This window comes from Anaerosporobacter sp. (assembly GCF_031551385.1).
Taxonomy (GTDB): domain Bacteria; phylum Bacillota; class Clostridia; order Lachnospirales; family Lachnospiraceae; genus Anaerosporobacter.
Genome location: NZ_JAVBNS010000043.1, coordinates 1 through 18524, shown reverse-complemented (window position 1 = coordinate 18524; position 18524 = coordinate 1). Strand labels below are relative to the sequence as shown.

At 36.5% G+C, this 18524-nt stretch carries 16 protein-coding genes; 12 read left to right on the top strand and 4 right to left on the bottom strand.

Annotated elements, in window-relative coordinates:
• The 9 genes from RMR19_RS05070 to RMR19_RS05030 form a co-directional block, all read left to right on the top strand.
• Positions 1–1286: ATP-binding protein (locus RMR19_RS05070; RefSeq protein ID WP_310602415.1), on the top strand; the 1286-nt coding region annotated here is incomplete at its 5' end.
• 30 nt (positions 1287–1316) lie between these two features.
• Positions 1317–2024, top strand: coding sequence for a hypothetical protein (locus tag RMR19_RS05065; RefSeq protein WP_310602414.1), 708 nt, complete (start codon positions 1317–1319; stop codon positions 2022–2024).
• 808 nt (positions 2025–2832) lie between these two features.
• The gene (panB, locus tag RMR19_RS05060) at positions 2833–3687 is read left to right on the top strand and encodes a 3-methyl-2-oxobutanoate hydroxymethyltransferase (protein ID WP_310602413.1); all 855 of its coding nucleotides are present in this window, start codon (positions 2833–2835) and stop codon (positions 3685–3687) included.
• Positions 3684–4532: a pantoate--beta-alanine ligase gene (gene panC / locus RMR19_RS05055; RefSeq protein ID WP_310602412.1), complete on the top strand. Its 849-nt coding sequence runs from the start codon at positions 3684–3686 to the stop codon at positions 4530–4532. The genes panB and panC overlap by 4 nt, the downstream gene beginning before the upstream one ends.
• Positions 4533–4556: 24 nt before the next feature.
• Positions 4557–4967, top strand: a complete 411-nt coding sequence (gene panD / locus RMR19_RS05050; protein ID WP_310602411.1) for an aspartate 1-decarboxylase — start codon at positions 4557–4559, stop codon at positions 4965–4967.
• Between the two features lie 28 nt (positions 4968–4995).
• Positions 4996–6192, top strand: coding sequence for a bifunctional phosphopantothenoylcysteine decarboxylase/phosphopantothenate--cysteine ligase CoaBC (gene coaBC, locus RMR19_RS05045; protein ID WP_310602410.1), 1197 nt, complete (start codon positions 4996–4998; stop codon positions 6190–6192).
• Positions 6193–6240: 48 nt separating this feature from the next.
• Positions 6241–6372, top strand: a complete 132-nt coding sequence (locus tag RMR19_RS05040) for a hypothetical protein (RefSeq protein ID WP_310602409.1) — start codon at positions 6241–6243, stop codon at positions 6370–6372.
• Positions 6373–6740: 368 nt separating this feature from the next.
• Positions 6741–7385, top strand: a complete 645-nt coding sequence (locus tag RMR19_RS05035) for an epoxyqueuosine reductase (protein ID WP_310602408.1) — start codon at positions 6741–6743, stop codon at positions 7383–7385.
• Positions 7386–7634: 249 nt separating this feature from the next.
• Positions 7635–8450, top strand: a complete 816-nt coding sequence (locus RMR19_RS05030; RefSeq protein ID WP_310602407.1) for a zinc ribbon domain-containing protein — start codon at positions 7635–7637, stop codon at positions 8448–8450.
• A gap of 203 nt (positions 8451–8653) precedes the next feature.
• On the opposite strand, the gene cooS is transcribed toward RMR19_RS05030, so the two are convergent.
• Both cooS and RMR19_RS05020 read right to left on the bottom strand, forming a co-directional pair.
• Positions 8654–10570 (bottom strand): anaerobic carbon-monoxide dehydrogenase catalytic subunit, encoded by a 1917-nt coding sequence (gene cooS / locus RMR19_RS05025; RefSeq protein ID WP_310602406.1) that lies wholly within the window; start codon positions 10568–10570, stop codon positions 8654–8656.
• Between the two features lie 169 nt (positions 10571–10739).
• Positions 10740–12350 carry an N-acyl-D-amino-acid deacylase family protein gene (locus RMR19_RS05020; protein ID WP_310602405.1) on the bottom strand — a complete coding sequence of 537 codons (1611 nt, stop codon included), beginning with the start codon at positions 12348–12350 and terminating at the stop codon, positions 10740–10742.
• A 212-nt stretch (positions 12351–12562) separates the two neighbouring features.
• Between RMR19_RS05020 and RMR19_RS05015 the strand changes: the two genes are divergently transcribed.
• A complete protein-coding gene (locus RMR19_RS05015; protein ID WP_310602404.1) occupies positions 12563–14071 on the top strand; it encodes a methyl-accepting chemotaxis protein in 1509 nt (502 codons plus the stop codon).
• A gap of 106 nt (positions 14072–14177) precedes the next feature.
• Here the strand turns inward: RMR19_RS05015 and RMR19_RS05010 are convergent, their stop codons facing one another.
• Entirely contained in the window at positions 14178–15329 is a 1152-nt protein-coding gene (locus RMR19_RS05010) for a sodium ion-translocating decarboxylase subunit beta (protein WP_310602403.1), read from the bottom strand.
• A gap of 23 nt (positions 15330–15352) precedes the next feature.
• Positions 15353–15997, bottom strand: coding sequence for a phosphoribosyltransferase (locus RMR19_RS05005; protein ID WP_310602402.1), 645 nt, complete (start codon positions 15995–15997; stop codon positions 15353–15355).
• A 248-nt stretch (positions 15998–16245) separates the two neighbouring features.
• Here RMR19_RS05005 and RMR19_RS05000 point away from each other — a divergent pair, with 248 nt between their 5' ends.
• Both RMR19_RS05000 and RMR19_RS04995 read left to right on the top strand, forming a co-directional pair.
• Positions 16246–18000: an ATP-binding cassette domain-containing protein gene (locus tag RMR19_RS05000; RefSeq protein WP_310602401.1), complete on the top strand. Its 1755-nt coding sequence runs from the start codon at positions 16246–16248 to the stop codon at positions 17998–18000.
• Positions 18001–18013: 13 nt separating this feature from the next.
• Positions 18014–18524 (top strand): PAS domain-containing protein (locus RMR19_RS04995; protein WP_310602400.1); only part of this gene is annotated, 511 nt, incomplete at its 3' end.

Genomic DNA, 18524 nt, shown 5'->3' with positions numbered 1-18524 from the left:
ATATATTAAAATGTGTTTTGTGTGGAGATGAAATTAAATTTGCAAACTATGAGGGATTGTTAAGTACTGACCAGATAACAAAAATCACGACCCTTTTTTATATTGAGCATATGGATAATAAATATAAGGTAAAGTACGAGTTGGAACTACGAAAAAATGTTACAGATAAAAAGATTGAATTGTATTCAGAAAAGCTAACATACTGGACGCGAGGAGCAACTTGGAAAACAAAGAGGAGCATTTTTTTTAAAAATCCATTTTATGATACAGATTCTATATTGGAAAATAAGATTGTTAATATTGAAACAGAGCCACAAAATTATTATAAAAATATTAGCTTTGTAAATTCTCTTCAAAATTTAGCGGTTTATTGTGCACAGAATAATGTTTCGTTATTTTTTAATAGTCTTATTAAAAAGACCTTTTCGAATATAGAGGAGAATAACAAAGAAGAATATGCTTTATCAGAAGTAATAAGGGGAATCTTTGATTTTGGAAGATTGTATTTTCAAGTTGTCAAGGTGAACCAGTTAGGTGCAATCAATAATAATATAATGATTCCTGTTAATATGCATCGTGAATCGGACAATGTTATTATGCAAGGATGTTTACCTATGTTTATGAATGGTCATGGTGAAGTGTCAGAAAAGGTATACAAGCAATTAAAATATGCTATAGATTCAATAAATATTGCTTTAAAGGCAATTATACCGAATTTATCCATTGAATTAAAGCAAGTAAGTGAAGAAATAGATTCAGAAGGTGTAAAGTTAATACAAGTAGATGTATATTCAATCCGTGATGGAAAGAAATTTTTGACGAAATATGAATCGGAAGGAATTAAAAGAATTATTTCACTTTTGAATTATTTGATATCGTTATATAACAATCCAGAAATTTGTTTAGTAGTTGATGAACTGGATTCGGGAATTTTTGAATATTTGTTAGGAGAACTTTTAGGTGTTCTTTCGGAAGAAGCAAAGGGTCAATTGATATTTACTTCTCACAACTTAAGAGTATTAGAAAAACTTGATACTAAAAATATTATATGTTCAACAACAAATCCAGATAATAGATACATTGGATTGAGTGGAGTTGAAAAAAATCATAATCATAGGGACTTTTATATTCGTGCAATTGTTTTAGGAGGACAAAAAGAAACGTTGTATGATGACACAGATCTTCAGTCAATAGGATATGCCTTTCGGAAAGCAAGTTCTGGTAAGAGTGATGTTGAATTACAATTTTCATCAGAGTTTTCTGAATTACTGAAACAAAGAAATTAATAATAAATAGTAATGAAAGGTGGTGTGATTGTGCCAAGGAAAAAGGAAACGACAAGAAAAACGGTATTCTTTATTGTTGAAGGAAATACAGACAAAACAGCATTAGAAAAAATATTCAAGACCATATATAAAAAACGAGATATAAGGTTTGAATTTACTAATGGGGATATTACAAGTGATGATTTAATTGATAAAATTAATATGTGTGAAATTATATATAAAAAAGTCGAGAAATATATGAATGAAAATAAGTTGAAGAAAACGGATATATGGAAAATTGTGCAGATATTTGATACAGACGGAACATATATTCCAGAAACAGCAATCTTTAAAGGGAAATCATCAGAGTTTGTGTATTCAACAACAGGCATTGAGTGTAAAGATGTAATGAAAGTTAAAAATCGCAATTCTAGGAAAAGAGATAAGATGGATTATCTGCTATCTTTATCTGATATTAAAGGTATTCCATTTCAATGCTATTTTATGTCATGTAATTTAGATCATGCACTATATAATCAACAAAATTTAATTGATGAAGATAAGAGGAAATATGCAGATGCATTTTATGAAAAGTTTATTGGAATAGAAAAATATTTTATTGATTTTCTAAAAATTGATGTAGTGAATGGTGTTCCAGACAGTTTTCCAGCATCGTGGAGATATATAAAAGAAGACTCACATTCTTTGGAACGTCACACAAATTTACATATATATTTTATGGAGAATCCATATGAATAAAAATGAGAATTGCCTATGAAGTGTAAAAATTACTATTGTTAAGTTTATGTAGGAGGGGATTTAAGGTACATTTATTTCTTTCTATCACTTACTATGTTAGAAAAGTGTTAGAAGTGATAGAAAGTGATAGAAGGAGTGGTTGAATGGGGTTATATGAGAGTGAATTTATTGAGTTGAAGGAAATTTACACCTCTGATTTAAAGAAATATTTGATAAGGCGATGAACGAATGAAATGAATGATTTGCATTATTTCATTCAAAAGAGTGTTAATTTTAACATGAATTATTTATATTATATTCAAACTGCTAAGGGAACCTCCATGAGGCGGTACTGTCCACCGAGCAGTATGCATACTATTAAAAACATAAAAAAATATTGAAAAGTTGTAATATATAGTATAATATAAATGAGAATAAATGGTAAGCCCATATCTGTTTTTTATCTGTTGCACTGTAAAAGTATACAGGCGATAAGATATAAAAACAGGAGATGGTATCAAATTACCAATAGACTTTTAACAGAAGTCTGATAAACAGCTATAGTATTTGTTATAAATCAGATAGTCTTGACCACGGTAAGAATAAGCGGCAGGAACTAAAAATATGTTATACGAAATTTCATATGTATAAATTGTGATTATTATTATTTTAGTTCATATTCTGCGCTTATTTCCGTCTACAGAAGTTTTTTTCTGTAGAAAGGAATAAGCGCTTTTTATTTTGCCAGTTTTAAAAGAATATCAGAAAGATGGAATGAATCTAGAGAATACGCAAAGCGTAGTAGAGCATTAAAGAAAGGGCATAAAATATGAAAAATACAATTATTACTATTTTGGAGCAAAAGAAAAAGAAAGATAAGATAACCATGTTGACGGCTTATGATTATTCTATGGCAAAGCTAATGGATGAAGCAGGGGTGAACGCCATATTAGTTGGCGATTCTTTGGGAATGGTGATGTTGGGTTATGAAGATACGTTATCCGTTACGATGGAAGATATGATTCATCATACCGCAGCAGTGGAACGAGGGACTGCAAATGCATTTGTAGTAGCAGATATGCCGTTTATGTCCTATCAAACATCCGTATATGATGCAGTTTATAATGCAGGGCGGTTGATGAAAGAGGGCCATGCAAATGCTGTTAAGCTTGAGGGAGGTGCATCGGTATGTCCACAGATTAAAGCCATTGTGGAGGCTTCTATTCCTGTTGTAGGACATCTTGGACTTACTCCTCAATCAATTAATGCTCTTGGTGGTTTTATTGTACAGGGAAAGAGTGAGGAGGAAGCTGAAAAACTGATAGAAGCAGCGAAAGCCATTGAGGAGGCAGGAGCATTTGCAATAGTTCTGGAATGTGTTCCAGCAAAATTGGCAGCGTTAATTTCAGAATCCATCCATATCCCGACGATAGGAATTGGGGCTGGTGCAGGCTGTGATGGGCAGGTTCTTGTATATCAAGATATGCTTGCTATGTTTTCTGGATTTAAACCGAAGTTTGTAAAATGCTTCGCAGATGTCGGAAGAATGATGAAAGATGCTTTTAAACAATATATAGAGGAAACCAAGGCAAGTATTTTCCCAGGAGAAGAACACGCTTATAAAATGGATGACGATGTGTTGGAGAAACTGTCACGAAGAATGAAAGAGGGGGAAGAAGCATGAAGATAGTAAAGAAAATTGAAGAGGTCAAAAGTTATATAAAGGCATGGAAAACAGAAGGTGATACGGTAGGTTTTGTACTAACAATGGGGTATCTCCATGAAGGGCATCAAAGCCTAATCAATCGGGCAGCCGAGAATGATAGGATAGTAGTAAGTATATTTGTAAATCCTATGCAGTTTGGCCCTAAGGAAGATCTTGCAAGCTATCCCAGAGATTTAGACCGAGACAGTAAATTGTGTGAGGAAAATGGAGTGGATTTAATCTTTTATCCGGAACCGGAAGAGATGTATGCACCTGATTTCTGTTCGTATGTAGACATGAGCGTGCTTACGGAGGAGTTATGCGGACAAAGCAGACCAGTACATTTTAGGGGTGTATGTACCGTAGTTTCCAAGTTGTTCAATATTGTCACACCGGACAGAGCTTATTTTGGGGAAAAGGATGCACAACAGCTTGCTATTATAAGGCGTATGGTAAGGGATCTGAATTTTAATGTTGAAATAATAGGCTGTCCGATTATTCGTGAGAAAGACGGACTTGCAAAAAGCTCTCGCAATACGTATCTCAGTAAAGAAGAAAGAAAGGCGGCACTTGTTTTATCGAGAAGTATAGAACATGGTAAAAAAATATTGCAACAAGGGGAAAGAAATGCCGCTGTATTAATCGATGCGATGAAAGACTATATTGCTACAGAGCCATTGGCTAGAATAGATTATCTCAAGGCAGTAGATGCTTTTTCAATGCAGCCTGTCGACGAGCTCAAGGGGGCAACTCTGGTAGCGATGGCGGTATTTATTGGCAAAACCAGATTGATTGACAACTTTGTGTTCGAAAATAATATATAAGTGAAATAGAATGGAGAAAACAGTATGAATGTAACAATGCTGAAAGGAAAGATTCATCGTGCAACTGTAGTACAAGCGGAGCTTGATTATGTGGGAAGCATTACAATAGATGTGGATTTGTTGGAGGCGGCAGGAATCCTTGAGTATGAAAAGGTACATATCGTAGATATTAATAATGGGAACCGTTTTGAGACGTATACGATTGCTGGTGAAAGAGGTTCTGGTCTGGTTTGTCTGAATGGTGCAGCAGCAAGATGCGTTCAGGTGAATGATAAAATTATTATTATGGCATATGCTCAGATGACACCAGATGAGGCTAGGGGGCACAAACCAAGTGTTCTGTTTGTTGATGAGCAGAATAAGATAATACAAAAAACATATTATGAGAAGCATGGATTAATTGCGGATATGGAGCTTGAAGCTTATAATAGCTGAGAGTTGGAGTGGAGGAGAGGAAGCATTTATGCTAAAACAAAAAACAGTAGTACTTGGAGTAACAGGGAGTATAGCAGCGTATAAGATTGCGTCACTTGCTAGTATGTTAGTGAAGCAACATTGTGATGTACACGTAATCATGACGGAGAATGCAACTAATTTTATTAATCCGATTACATTCGAAACCATAACAAATAATAAGTGCTTAGTAGAAACATTTGACCGTAATTTTCAATTCCATGTTGCTCATGTTTCGTTGGCGCAGAAAGCAGATGTAATGCTGATTGCACCAGCTTCTGCAAATATAATTGCCAAGTTGGCACATGGAATAGCAGATGATATGCTTAGTACAACCGCTTTGGCTTGTTCTGGGCCAATTATTATTTCGCCGGCAATGAATACTCATATGTATGAGAAGCCAGTTGTACAGGACAATATTAATACCCTTAAAAGGTTTGGTGTTCAGGTAATTGAACCAGCAGTTGGGCAGTTGGCGTGTGGGGATACAGGTGTCGGGAAGATGCCTGAGCCAACTGTACTGATGGATTACATAATAAAAGAAATTGCATGTAAGAAAGATTTGACAGGGCAAAAGATTCTTGTTACGGCTGGACCTACGCAGGAAGCGATTGATCCCGTAAGGTATATAACGAATCATTCTAGTGGAAAGATGGGATATGCCCTTGCCAAAAGGGCAATGTTAAGAGGCGCAGAAGTGGTTTTAATTACTGGCCCTACGGCTCTTGCACCACCACCTTTTGTTAAAACAGTTAATGTCGTAAGTGCGCAGGATATGCTAGAAGCAGTAATGAAAGAATTTACTAGTCAGGATATAATCATTAAGGCAGCAGCAGTGGCAGACTACAGACCAAGTAATTTCAGCGATAAAAAACTAAAGAAAAAGGCAGAAGATATGACAGTTTCTCTGGAGAGAACGGAGGATATTCTGGCACATCTAGGGAGCATTAAACAACCCAACCAATTTCTGTGTGGTTTTTCTATGGAAACGGAGAACCTACTTGAGAATTCCCGTATAAAATTAATGAAAAAAAATGCAGATATGATTGTAGCAAATAACCTAAAGGAGCATGGTGCTGGATTTGGCACAGACACCAATATAATTACTCTGATAACAAAAGAAGAAGAAAAGGCTCTTACTATTATGACAAAAGAAGAGGCAGCAGATGAGATACTGACAAAGATTCTGGAATTGCGTTTCCGTTGATTGTTATGAATATTGTGGGTATAATGATTATAAAAGGGGTGATGAAGCATGCCAAATCAGGAATTAGATGAGCTTCGGGCAATCAAAGTATTATTTGCAGCGTTAGAGAGAGGAGAAGCTTCAGCGAGAGAACACGGTTGGTTATCAGCTGAGCAGGTAGAAGCAGAACTGGGATTATGAAAGTTTCCATTTGCAAAGGAGAAGATATGGAATTATTTCAAAATGCAGCAGAACAATTGGAGAAAGACTATAACATTTTTTTAGAATATTAAAATAGTAACGAAGTTCGATTATCATTGTAGACAGGGTCTATTGGAAAAAAGGAATGTTTCGCTATTAATAAATAACTTAATATCGTTAGTGAGAGATACGTTAATGATGGAAGAACCTTGAGTATTTGTTTGATTTTGGAGATACGTGTAGGTTTCAGATCTATGTGGAGCATATATTGCCAGAACATTCAGAAACGGCTGTAATTGAAGAGGTTAAAGGAGAAGCACCAGAGCAGTATGTATGATTAGAAGCGTTGACAGAGGGTGGGATAACATATGTTAGAACGTGATATAGCAATGGTTTTTCAAAACTATCCAGATATAATCTATGCCTACACTGACATTGCCTATAGTGAATTTGGTAAAGAATACGCATCTGCATTAGTCTTTGCCATACCATATAACAAAAGATTTACCTTACATAACTATTCAGAAATGGCATTTGAAAAAACTATTGTTCAGACAAGAGAGGTTGTGAACTCTTTACAAAGTGACTTGGAAACAATCTTGATTAACCATACAGTGAAATATAACATTCCACCAGTAGAACAAAAAGACGAGCAGAGCTTTGTAGCTCCATTTTCATTTAAGTATGCAGCAGTCAAAGCGGGACTAGGTTGGATAGGAAAAAACAATATTTTGATAACGGAGCAATATGGGTCACAGCAAAGATTAGGAGTTATTTTAATTGATTATACATTTGAAGAATATGGAATCAGTAAATCGAATCAATGCCCAGAGGAATGCAATCGGTGTGTGGATATTTGCCCTTACCATGCAATTAAGGGAATAGAATGGCATCCTGAGATTAAGAGAGAAGAAATGATTGATTACCTGTTATGCAGTAGACAGCGTAGCAAATTTATTGAAAAGCATGGGAGAAAAAGTTCTTGTGGACTTTGTATGCTTATGTGCCTCTAGATTTAATGTAGAGAGAATTTTTTTAGATTCTTCGAAGTAGCAAATAATTAATGTTTTAAAAGCTGTTTTAAAAGCTGTTTTAAAAGCATTTCATTGTAAGCGTATAAATAATTAAGTGTGTCGTTCGATTTGGCAATAATTATTAAAATAAATTGAAAATTGTAGTATTATGTTATGTTGTGTGTGGAAAAATATATCAAATTGAGGCATAATAAAAAATATACTATGACAAAACTAGGGGGAGTTACTATGTCACTAATTAAATGTCCTGAATGTGGTAAAGAAATATCAGACCAAGCACCTGCATGTATTCAGTGCGGATTTCCTTTGATAAAACAAGATGAAAAACAAATAGAGAAAGTAGAAATACCTAATATTGATATGCAAATAGGCAATATACAATCATCTTGTAATTCCTTTATGCGAAATCCCAAACTATATGATGAAGATTTTGCTGAAGTATTTCCTGGAATTAAAGCACAAATTAAAGATATTAGAGCATTAATAGTATCATGTAGTAAAGAACAATTACAAGCGGTTGAAGACAGAATAGCAATTACTATACTTGATATTACAACTAGAGCAAGTTTTTTTTGCAGTTGGGAAACACATAAGATTTATTATGAGTTGGTTAAATTTGATAAAATAACAGAAGATGCAATGAAAAAAATAGCAGATAAATTATATGAAGAAATATCTATTGTAGAACATTATAATGATGGTAGTTCTGGGAATAATGAACATATAATGAAATGGTATCCAATATACCAGGTATTAACACATGGTTCGGAATGTATAAAAAAACCAATTTTGAGCATTCTGAATCAAGAAGATTCTTCTGATGAAACACGATATGAAGAATTACAAGATATGATAAACGATCATCTTGGCGACAATACAGAAATGGTGATATTAGAGAATGTTCCTAAATGTCCTACATGTGGAAGTACGAATATTTATAAGATTTCTGGAATATCTAAGGCTGGTTCTGTTGCTATGTGGGGATTATTTTCTCGTAAAGTACATAAACAATGGCACTGCAAAAACTGTAGAAGTGAGTGGTGAATAGTTGATTAAACAGTTAGAGAATTGCTTGAAATATAGCAGTTCTTTTTCAATCTAAAAATCATATAACCATGCTCAAATGGGTTCTATCTTGGATTATGAAAGCTTAGAAATTTTTTGTTAGGAGTTTCGTTATTGCTCACACACTCAATGGGCTGTAAGCAATAACGGAAGGCTAGTTGTTGAATATGACTATATAAGATTTACCCCTCTAACCCCAACCCTTTCCTCTTATCAATAATATGTCCCTCAATCATCTCAGCAACCTCAAACGGATCATCCCCAAGTAGAACCTTTCCGCCAGTCAACCCTTCCACATCCTCAGTTACAAGCTTTACAAGATTCGGTGCACCTGTCACAAAAGGAGCAGGTGAGAGATGCGTATAAGCTCCGTATGCAACAGCAAATATGCCGTCAATCGTTGCTTTTTGCTCCATCCATTCAGGTGCAGTTACAGCAATCGGAAGCTGAGGGATATCCACATCCAGATGGTCAGCAAGCGCAGTTACGAGCATAGAGATACGTCCAGTATCCGTACAGGTTCCAAAGCTTAAAACAGGTGGAATCTTTAGAAGGGAGCAGACCGATTTTAACCCTTCTCCAGCAATATCTGCTGCCTCCAGAGCACATAAGCCTGCGACCTCAAGCCCATGGTTACCACAGCCAGCAGCGACAACTAAAATGTCACGTTTAATTAATTCTTTCGTCAGGTTTATCGTATTCCAGTCATGAGGCCCATTCTTTAATGTTGCACAGTTCGCCAAAGCAACAATTCCTTTTATTTTCCCAGAAGAGATAACATCTACCAACGGCTCAAGCTTACCCCCTAATGCATTCAGCACAGCTTCTGTTGAGAAACCTGCAATTGCCTTTTGTACGCGGTTTGGCACATGTGGGTTTACTTTGTTGTGGCGTTTAGTAAAATTCTCAATAGCAAGATTTATTAATTTTTCCGATGCTTCATCTGCCTTTGAAGGGTCATAAGACATCTTTTCACTTGTTCCGGGCACACCGATTATCGTGCTGATTGCCACAAGAGTTACCTGATATTTTTCAGCATAGGAATCGATGGCAGGAGGGGAACAGTTTTCTTCCATGGCTAAAACGTCAACGGTACCTGTTGCAAGCATTGGTTCTATAGCAAGCCAGTTACCCATAAGTCCTGCAAATACATCATCAACGGGATATCTTTGTAGAAGCTCCTGTCCAGTTTCTATTGAGCCAATAACTCGAATACCCTTTGCACCGACTGCTTTTGCTCTTTCTTGATATTCAGGCTGGTGAAGTTTCTCGATTGTGACTGCACCAATCCATGGCTGGTGTCCGTTAAAAACAATGTTGATATAATCAGGATTAAGGATACCCAAATCTGTGTCGACTTCATGAGGCATTGGTGTGCCGAAGATGATATCCTGAACCATTTCCAAGCCAATTTGTGAATTATAAATTGTGGCAAGCCCAAGACGCAATGCTTTAATAGCAAGAGAAGCATAGTCACCGTCCACATTGGTTAGGCAGCTCGCAACACAAGTTTGTTCTTCGTGTATCGTACCAGCTGGATAGATACCAAGATTTTTCCAGACCTCTTTCCTTTTTTTCGGAGCAAATGCTTCTACCATTAGGTTTTCATCACCTGCGCCTATATTTTGCTGTGATTCAAGAAGTTCTCCCAGAGCAATCGACATGGCGTTATTATCTTGATTCGTATCGATTCCTAATTTCTCACACATCCATTTAAGTTTGTCTTCATCTGTTATCTTAAACGGTGATTTCCCCTCGCCAATCGCTTTTAATGTTCTGAATGCTTCATAAGCGTGATGGCTGTAAGTTCCAGCACCAAGCGTATTTTGTATCAGTAGCTTTCTCATAGCATTTGCATCAGGCCCGATGCCGCAAACACCCTTGTCAATCCCTTTGCTTACATTCCACCTGCATGGCCCATGGGAGCAAAGTTGGCAGCTTAAACCCTCCTGACAGAAACTACATCTGATTTTTTCTTGCATGGCATAGCGGTCAAATACATTGGTCATTCCGTCTTCACGGATTATTTTTAACATTTCTTCTACAGAATCGTGATAGCTCATTCTGTCATCCGATTTCTTTAATACTTCTTCAGTCATTATAGTAAAATTCTCCTTTTTTGTTTCAGTATGTCTAATATAAAGAGAATTATACAGATTGTATAGTAGGGATTACAAATTAAAAGAGGTAACATGTTGCAAAACAGAAAATCCTGAGAGCTAGAAGCAAACTCCTAGCTCTCAGGATTTTCTGTTTTAGTGCTAATAATTATCTTACCTTAACCGCTGCCCCCGCAGATTTTAGTACCGTTTCGTTAATCGCATTTTGATCAAGAATTAGTTTCCCTCCGATAAAAACCTTTTCAATTCCAAAAGGCTGTTCGATGTCAGGCGTGCCGTTTTGAAGCTTGCTTTCATCAAATATGGTTATGTCTGCAAAGTAGTTAGAGCGTAAGTAACCTCTTTCGGGAAGATTGAAGCGATCGGCAGTTGCACCTGTCATCTTGCGAATGGTGTTTGGCATAGTATCTCCGCTACCCTTAAGCGAATGCATAAGGAATTTCGGGAAGCAGTCATAGATGGCAGGGTTTTGTACACCAAAATCTTCAACCCATGCGTCTGTCATGTAGAGACAGGAGTCATCCTTACAAAGCTCGCTGATTATTTCATCGGTACTGTATGGACCCATATTCACCCTACCGTTGAAGTTACTGATTTCGCAGAGATGTAGATATGCTTTCAAATCAGAAGTTTTTAGTTCCTTTGCAATTTGGTGAACCGTCTTTCCATGATATTGTTCATAGCCTTCGCCAAGATAGGCAACGACAATGTCGTCAAAGCCAAAACCAAGCAGAATGCTAGAAGCTTTGCAAAGAATACTAAGTTTAATCTTGTTAATCGGGTTTTTCTTCTCTTTTGGTGTCATGGACTGGTACCAAGAGGGAAGAATAACCGTAATTACGGAAACACCAAGCTTCTCATCATAGATATCAAACTGTACGTCAATGCCATCATTTTTTAGATTATGTATAATATCAAGAAATTTGCCTTTGTCTTTGAAGGATCTTCGTCCAACAAAAATCGCATGAGAATAGTGAAGTTTTACCTTGGTCTCACGAGCAATTTCAGCTAGCTCATCAAGTGCTCTCAGAAGATGCGAGCGTCCGAGAAGCTCTGGATAGGACATGGATACGGCAGAACAGGCTCTTGCGTGTACGGTGAGTGGTCGGTCATATTTCGTACATAATGCAGCAACCTTCTTAAGTTCAGTAGTATCAGCGTAAAGACCTGGTTCGTACATAAGCCCAAGAGATATTCCTGCTGCACCTTGTTGCAATGCCTTTTCAAGAATCGATAGCATCTTAGTCTCTTCTTCTTTGGTGAGTGGTCGATTTTCCATCCCTGCAACACTAGCACGTGCTGAGCAATGACCGATAAGTGTTGCAATATTGCAAGGTGTGTTTTGGTTAATTGATTCAAAGTATTCATCTACTGAGCCGTATCTTCCAGTTGTGTCGTTAAAGAAGAACAGTCCTCCACCAAGCTTGTCTACATACTGACTATCTGGTTCAAATCCTACCGATGAAAGTCCACAGTTGCCAGTAACGAATGTGGTGATACCTTGTCTGATAAATGGTTCAAAGTATTTTTGTGGCTCATTTTTGATTGCAAACCAGTCGTTGTGAGAATGTGCGTCAATAAACCCAGGAGATACAGATAGACCGTTAAGGTCATAACAGATATCGTTTTCCTGCAAGCTGTCAGATGGTATTTCTGATGCGATTTTTGAAATCTTGTCGTTTTCTATTAAGATGTCACTAATAAAAGGTTCGTTGCCTGTGCCATCATAAATTTTTCCGTTTTTAAGTAATGTTCTCAAATAAAAATACCCCTTATTGTTATAATTATTTCAGCAATGATGGTGCAATGCTGAGTTTGGTTATATGATAACAGTCAAATTAACGTTTGTCTAGAAAATGCTTGTGGATTCCGATAAGTCTAAAAAAAGAATTAAAAAAGTACTACCTTTTACTAAAGTGAATATGGTATAATTTTTACATATATACAGAAAGAGAAAATGGAGGTATTCCGATGGAACAAAATACAGCTTCAGATTTTTTTGCGTCATATGAGGTAAAGGTAACACATCAGTTATGTAAGATTCTACGTTATATGTTCTTAGCATTTCCAGTTTTAATAATAGCATCGCTTGCAGGGGTTTTTCAGATTTCGATGAATTTCTTTGCGGTGGTTGTCCCTCTTGGTTTTGTATTCACATTTATATCCACGTTTTTATTAAAGATGAAGGTTTCGGAAAAGAAAATCAAATATGTTGCAACGATAGCCATTGGCTTGATTATCCTCATTATGGCAACGAATGCGAATGTGGGTATCTATATTACCTATATGCTGATGCCGATGATAGCGACGATGTATTTTGATAAAAAATTTACGATTCAGATGTCCTTGCTTGGTTTTGTGTTTTTAGCAGTGGGATTATATCTAAGAAGTCCAGGAGCTTGGGCAATGGAGATTGATGAGAGACCTGTGATTGCGTGGTATTTTTCGCATCTAATGGGTTATGTGGTGGAATATGTGGCATCTTCTGTTGTATTGATTTCCATTGCAGGACGTGCACGTAGTTTACTACAGAACTTATCGGATGTAGAGAAAGTAAAACGCATGGTCGATAGTTGTGATTCCGTGTCAAAAGATTTGTCTGGTGTTTTGCAGACACTTCACCAAGCGGTTTCTGCTAGTAGTGAGAGTAATAAGAATGTAATTCATTCTGCGGATCAAACATTAAATCAGTGTAATAATAACCTAACACAAGTACTTCATACGGTGGAAGGTGCTATGCAATTGGTTGATTCTATGGATAGTGTGAAAAGTGAGACAGATACATTGGTTTCAAAATCAGAATATGCTTATCAAGCAATTGAACAATATGAAGAAGTTATGAATGATACAGTAAATAGCATGAATCATATTAAAAATGCTTCCTCTCAGACAAACGAATCGATTGCTACATTGAGTGCACAGACGTTAGAAGTGGCTAAATTTAGTGAAATCATTCAAGGAATTGCAAACCAAACGAATATCCTTTCTATTAATGCATCCATTGAGTCAGCAAGAGCAGGAGAAGCAGGTAGAGGATTTGCAGTGGTAGCAGACCAAGTGTCTACTCTTGCTGCGAAAAGTAAAGAAGCCGCACGACATATCACAGAACGAATTAATGAGATGCAAAATCAGATTACGGCGGTTGAAGACTCGATTAAGAGTAATACCATTTCCATAGAAGAAGGAATGACACAGATAGAGACCGCACGTGAAGAAGCAAAACAAATAGGCGAGATTCAAAAAGAAATGAAGCAGTTGACACTCAGTGTTGCTGATAGTTGCCTTAGTTCCAGACAATACGGTGGACAGATGCTTCAGATGTCAGAAAGTATGAAGAGCCTTACAGAAGAGTCATTAACCTCTGTTTCAGAGATTAAAGATTCCACAGTGTATCAAGCAGAAGCAGTACATAGCATTGAAACGGTATTACAGACAGTGGAAGATTTGACTACGCAGTTGGTGCAGGTTACAAAACAGTAGAAGAATAAGAATATACTAAAAATAAAAATAACTAGAAGGCACTCATCAACATTGTGCCCTCTAGTTATTTTTTGCTATGTAAATGTATAGTAAAACAATACTACCTCTACCCAAAAAACGTAATAAAGATACCAGCCAACACAGCAGAACCTAGCGTACTAGAAACAATAGGCCCCATGGCATGCATAAGTACATGATTATGAGGATTATATTCTTGTGCTACCTTTTGGGAAACACGAGCTGCCATTGGCATAGCAGATACACCAGAATTTCCGATGAGAGGATTAACTTTTCCACCAGTTACTTTATATAAAAGTTTGGCGATGAGAACACCACCAACAGTACCAAAGCAAAAGGCGATTAATCCTAAGCCAATAATCAATAATGTTTTGGCATCTAAGATTCGATCAGCGGTTGCAGTTGCTCCAATGGAAAGACCAATAAGAAGTGTTAGAATATTAAGTAAATCATTCTGCAAGGAACGTACAATTCGGTCCATAACGCCACTTTCACGAATAAGGTTACCTAACATAAGCATTGCAATAAGTGACCCTGCCGCTGGAATAAAAATTAAAGTAAGAAGGGTTGCGACAATAGGAAATATAATTTTCTGACGTTGTGTTACTCGTTTTGGTACATCCATAACAACGACACGTTCTTCAGCAGTAGTAAGGGCACGCATAATTGGTGGTTGAATAAGAGGAATCAGTGCCATATAGGAATATGCAGCAATGGCAATAACGGGAAGTAAATCAGGTGCTAAACATTCCGCAGTGTAGATAGATGTTGGTCCGTCAGAGCTACCGATGATAGCGATAGATACAGCCTCTTGAATGGAGAAAGCTTCAAAACCAGGAATGATATGTGTAAATCCCTGTCCGAGTAATAATGCACCTCCTAAGGCAACAAAGATACCAAGCTGTCCGCCTAAGCCAATAAGTGCACTTCGCGGAGAAGAAATCAAAGGACCGAAGTCGGTCATAGCGCCAATACATAGAAAAATCATTGGTGGATAGATACCCAAATGGATTCCTTGATATAAGTAATAAACAAGACCACCCTCATCGTGGGCAGAAAGACCTGCTAATGGAATATTGGCAATTAACATGCCAAATGCCAAGGGAAGCAGTAGCAACGGTTCATATTTTTTGACAATGGCTAAATAGGCTAATAAGAGGGCAATGCAAATCATACAAATCTCTGGCAGTCCCATTTTCGTAATTCCCATGCTAGATATAAATTTTTCCCAAAAATTCATTTTCACATCACTCCTTTTTCTCTTTATTTGATTGTTGAATAACCTTCACTATTAATGTATGCTTCTACCTTGAGTCCCTGTTCACACATAGCACATTGACCAGGGGTATAAATCTGGTATTCTTCTATATCATCATCAGTAAACAATGTATGAATTTCTTGTCCTGATTGGTCAGCTAAGGCACTGAATAAAGTAGATATTCCAATAAGTGTGCCACCGTAGTAAGAAATACATTCGAGCGCACAGCTAAGGGTTATGCCACTGGAAATAGAATCAATTAGTAATAGAATGTTTTTGTCTAATATAATATCTTTCTTGCTGTCGGGAAACATGAGTTCCTTGTTTACATTTACTTCTGGGGTTATTACATGAATTTCCTGATCGCTATTCATAATAGATATGCCATCCTGCAAAAGTTCTTCTGCTAGATATGCTCCGATTACCTGCGTTCCTTCTACACATACAATGGTATCTACAAGAGTACTAGTTAGATAAGGAATAGCTAATTCTTTTGCAACATCTTTTGCCATCCGTGCATTTGTTTTTAAATCATTTACATTAAGGTAATGACTAACATGGGCACTACTGGTAGCAAAATGACCAGGGATGACTTTCATAGTGATTAACGGGTTTTTGGATAAGGAAACAGTAAACGTTTGATTTTCCATAATTACCTCCTGAAATCGCTCCATAAAATAGGTGCTGTTTTGGTTATACGATAACATGCGAAAAACAGTAAAAACAACCTTTTAACGGTCTTCTTAGCGCAATCTTTACTTTTGGACTGAATAAATATGCTTTTTATCTAATGTAACCATTTATAGTTTGAAAATAGTAAAAGTATACCTACATTGTTGCTTTTTGAATCAGAATTAAGTATGATAGAGGGTATGAAAGATTACAATGGAGGAAATTTATGATCAAGGTTCAAAAACTGTCCTATTCGTACCCACAAAAGGACTTATACAATAAGGTTTCATTTACAATAGAAGAGGATGTACATTGTGCGCTCATTGGCACGAATGGTACTGGAAAAAGTACATTACTTGATTTGTTGATGAACCCTGAAGAATATTTATATGATGGAAAAGTAGAGATTAATGTCAAGGGCAGGATTGGGTATGTTAGCCAGTTTTCGCAATTAGATAAAAAAGAAGATGTAACAGTTTTTCAATATATCAGTGATGAGTTTGTGAAGCTTGAACAGAAGATTGCAGATTTTTGCAAGGAGATGGAGACTGCGCAGGATTTAGATGATATCTTCGAGGGGTATCAAAAAGCATTAGATGAGTTCAATGCAATTGATGGTGATTATTATGAAAGTAATATTAAAAAGCAGTTAAATGTAGCGAAATTAGAGAAGCTAGAAAATCAAAAAATCGATAGTCTGAGTGGTGGAGAGTTCAAGTTAGTTCAAGTAATTAGAGAAATGATGTTGAGTCCAAATTTTCTTATTATGGACGAACCAGATGTGTTTTTGGATTTTAATCATCTGAATGCATTAAGAAATCTAATTAATGCTCATAAAGGAACGCTTCTTATTATCACGCATAATAGATATTTGTTAAATCATTGCTTTAACAAGATACTTCACATGGAAAACATGGATATACAGGAGTTTGACGGAACGTATCTAGAATATAACTTTGAACTTCTTGCTACAAAGATTGATTTAGCGGAAGCTTCTTCAGCGGATCAAGCAGAGATTGAACGTCAGAGTAAGATTCTAGAACAAGCCAGAATGAAAGCAATGATGATAGATAGCCCAGCTCTAGGAAGAGCCGTTCATGCAAGACAAACATTAGTGGACAGGTTAAAAGCAAGAAAAACGAAAGCTCCTTTTGTAGATATCAAACAGCCAGAGATTCATTTTGAACTTGAAAGTGAAGTGGCAGATGAAAATATTCTTGAACTAACAGATTATAGCGTTGCATTTGATGAGCAATTGTTAGAGCATGTGAATTTTGAGATGAAACCAAATGAACATGTGGCGATTATTGGTAACAATGGAACTGGAAAGACGACGATGCTTCGCGAAATTTTTGAAAACAAGAATGATACAATTAAGATTAGTGAAGAGGCAAAAGTTACAATGTTTTGCCAGATTACTGATGCATTATATGATGATGCAAAGAATTTATATGAAATTTTTGAAGAAAAAGGTTTTGAGAAGAGAGCAGAGATAAGTGACTATTTAAGAAGATTTGGTTTTGAAGGAGATACACTTTCACAGAGAGCAAGTGAATTATCTGGAGGGGAAAAAGATTTATTTCAATTAGCTGTAATTTCATTAGGAAACGCCAACTTCCTATTGTTAGATGAACCTACGGGACATCTTGATGTATATGCACAGATTGCATTAGAACAGGCGGTTTCAGAGTACAAAGGTGCGGTTCTTATGGTATCCCATGATTTTTATACCGTGTCGAATTGTGTGGACTATGTGCTTCTAGTAGAAAACAATACAGTGCGTAGAATGAGCAACCGTAAATTCCGTCAGATGATTTATGCCAACCATTTCAGCAAAGATTATCTGCTGTTAGAGGAGAAGAAAAAAGAGACGGAAACTAGAATCGGGCAGCTACTTAAAGCGAATGAATATGAAAAGGCAAAGGTTCTTATGGAGTCATTGGAACAAATAATTAAAGAGATGAAAACGTCAATGGTATAAGGGGGGATTTTACATGGCAGATTTTCAATGGTATCGGGCTTATGACAAATTGAATGAATCGGTCTACATTGTAGATGCAGAAACATATGAGATACTCTATGTTAATGAACGTATTCAGTCAAAATTTCAAGGGGATGCGTTGGGAAAATATTGTTATGCACATTTTTGCAATAGAACAACACCTTGTGATTATTGTTCATCTGCGTGTAAATTAGAAGAACTCCCTAGTAATGAGTTTTATAAAATAGATAGGTATAATCCTGTGCTTGATATCTTTATTACGGTTAATGAGCGTATTGTTGACTGGGAGGATGGACGCAAAGCCCGTCTCTGTATTGCTATAGATATATCACAGAAGGCTAAGACGGAGACAATGGTCGATTGGCAACATGCATTTCTTGAGCAAAGTGATAACTATTTAGCATGTTTTGATACGGATTATTATGTTGTATACGCCAATCCGGCGATGTGTGATTTGATGGGGTGGAGCGTTGGCGATGATGCAAAGGGAGATTTTTTATCTG

What these genes read in the sequence shown, in the direction of transcription:
- panD (WP_310602411.1), top strand. Translation starts at nt 4,557, where the DNA reads ATGAATGTAACAATGCTGAAAGGAAAGATTCATCGTGCAACTGTAGTA.
- RMR19_RS05000 (WP_310602401.1), top strand. Translation starts at nt 16,246, where the DNA reads ATGATCAAGGTTCAAAAACTGTCCTATTCGTACCCACAAAAGGACTTA.
- RMR19_RS05030 (WP_310602407.1), top strand. Translation starts at nt 7,635, where the DNA reads ATGTCACTAATTAAATGTCCTGAATGTGGTAAAGAAATATCAGACCAA.
- coaBC (WP_310602410.1), top strand. Translation starts at nt 4,996, where the DNA reads ATGCTAAAACAAAAAACAGTAGTACTTGGAGTAACAGGGAGTATAGCA.
- RMR19_RS05040 (WP_310602409.1), top strand. Translation starts at nt 6,241, where the DNA reads ATGCCAAATCAGGAATTAGATGAGCTTCGGGCAATCAAAGTATTATTT.
- RMR19_RS05035 (WP_310602408.1), top strand. Translation starts at nt 6,741, where the DNA reads ATGTTAGAACGTGATATAGCAATGGTTTTTCAAAACTATCCAGATATA.
- RMR19_RS05015 (WP_310602404.1), top strand. Translation starts at nt 12,563, where the DNA reads ATGGAACAAAATACAGCTTCAGATTTTTTTGCGTCATATGAGGTAAAG.
- panB (WP_310602413.1), top strand. Translation starts at nt 2,833, where the DNA reads ATGAAAAATACAATTATTACTATTTTGGAGCAAAAGAAAAAGAAAGAT.
- RMR19_RS05005 (WP_310602402.1), bottom strand. Translation starts at nt 15,997, where the DNA reads ATGGAAAATCAAACGTTTACTGTTTCCTTATCCAAAAACCCGTTAATC.
- RMR19_RS05010 (WP_310602403.1), bottom strand. Translation starts at nt 15,329, where the DNA reads ATGAATTTTTGGGAAAAATTTATATCTAGCATGGGAATTACGAAAATG.
- cooS (WP_310602406.1), bottom strand. Translation starts at nt 10,570, where the DNA reads ATGACTGAAGAAGTATTAAAGAAATCGGATGACAGAATGAGCTATCAC.
- panC (WP_310602412.1), top strand. Translation starts at nt 3,684, where the DNA reads ATGAAGATAGTAAAGAAAATTGAAGAGGTCAAAAGTTATATAAAGGCA.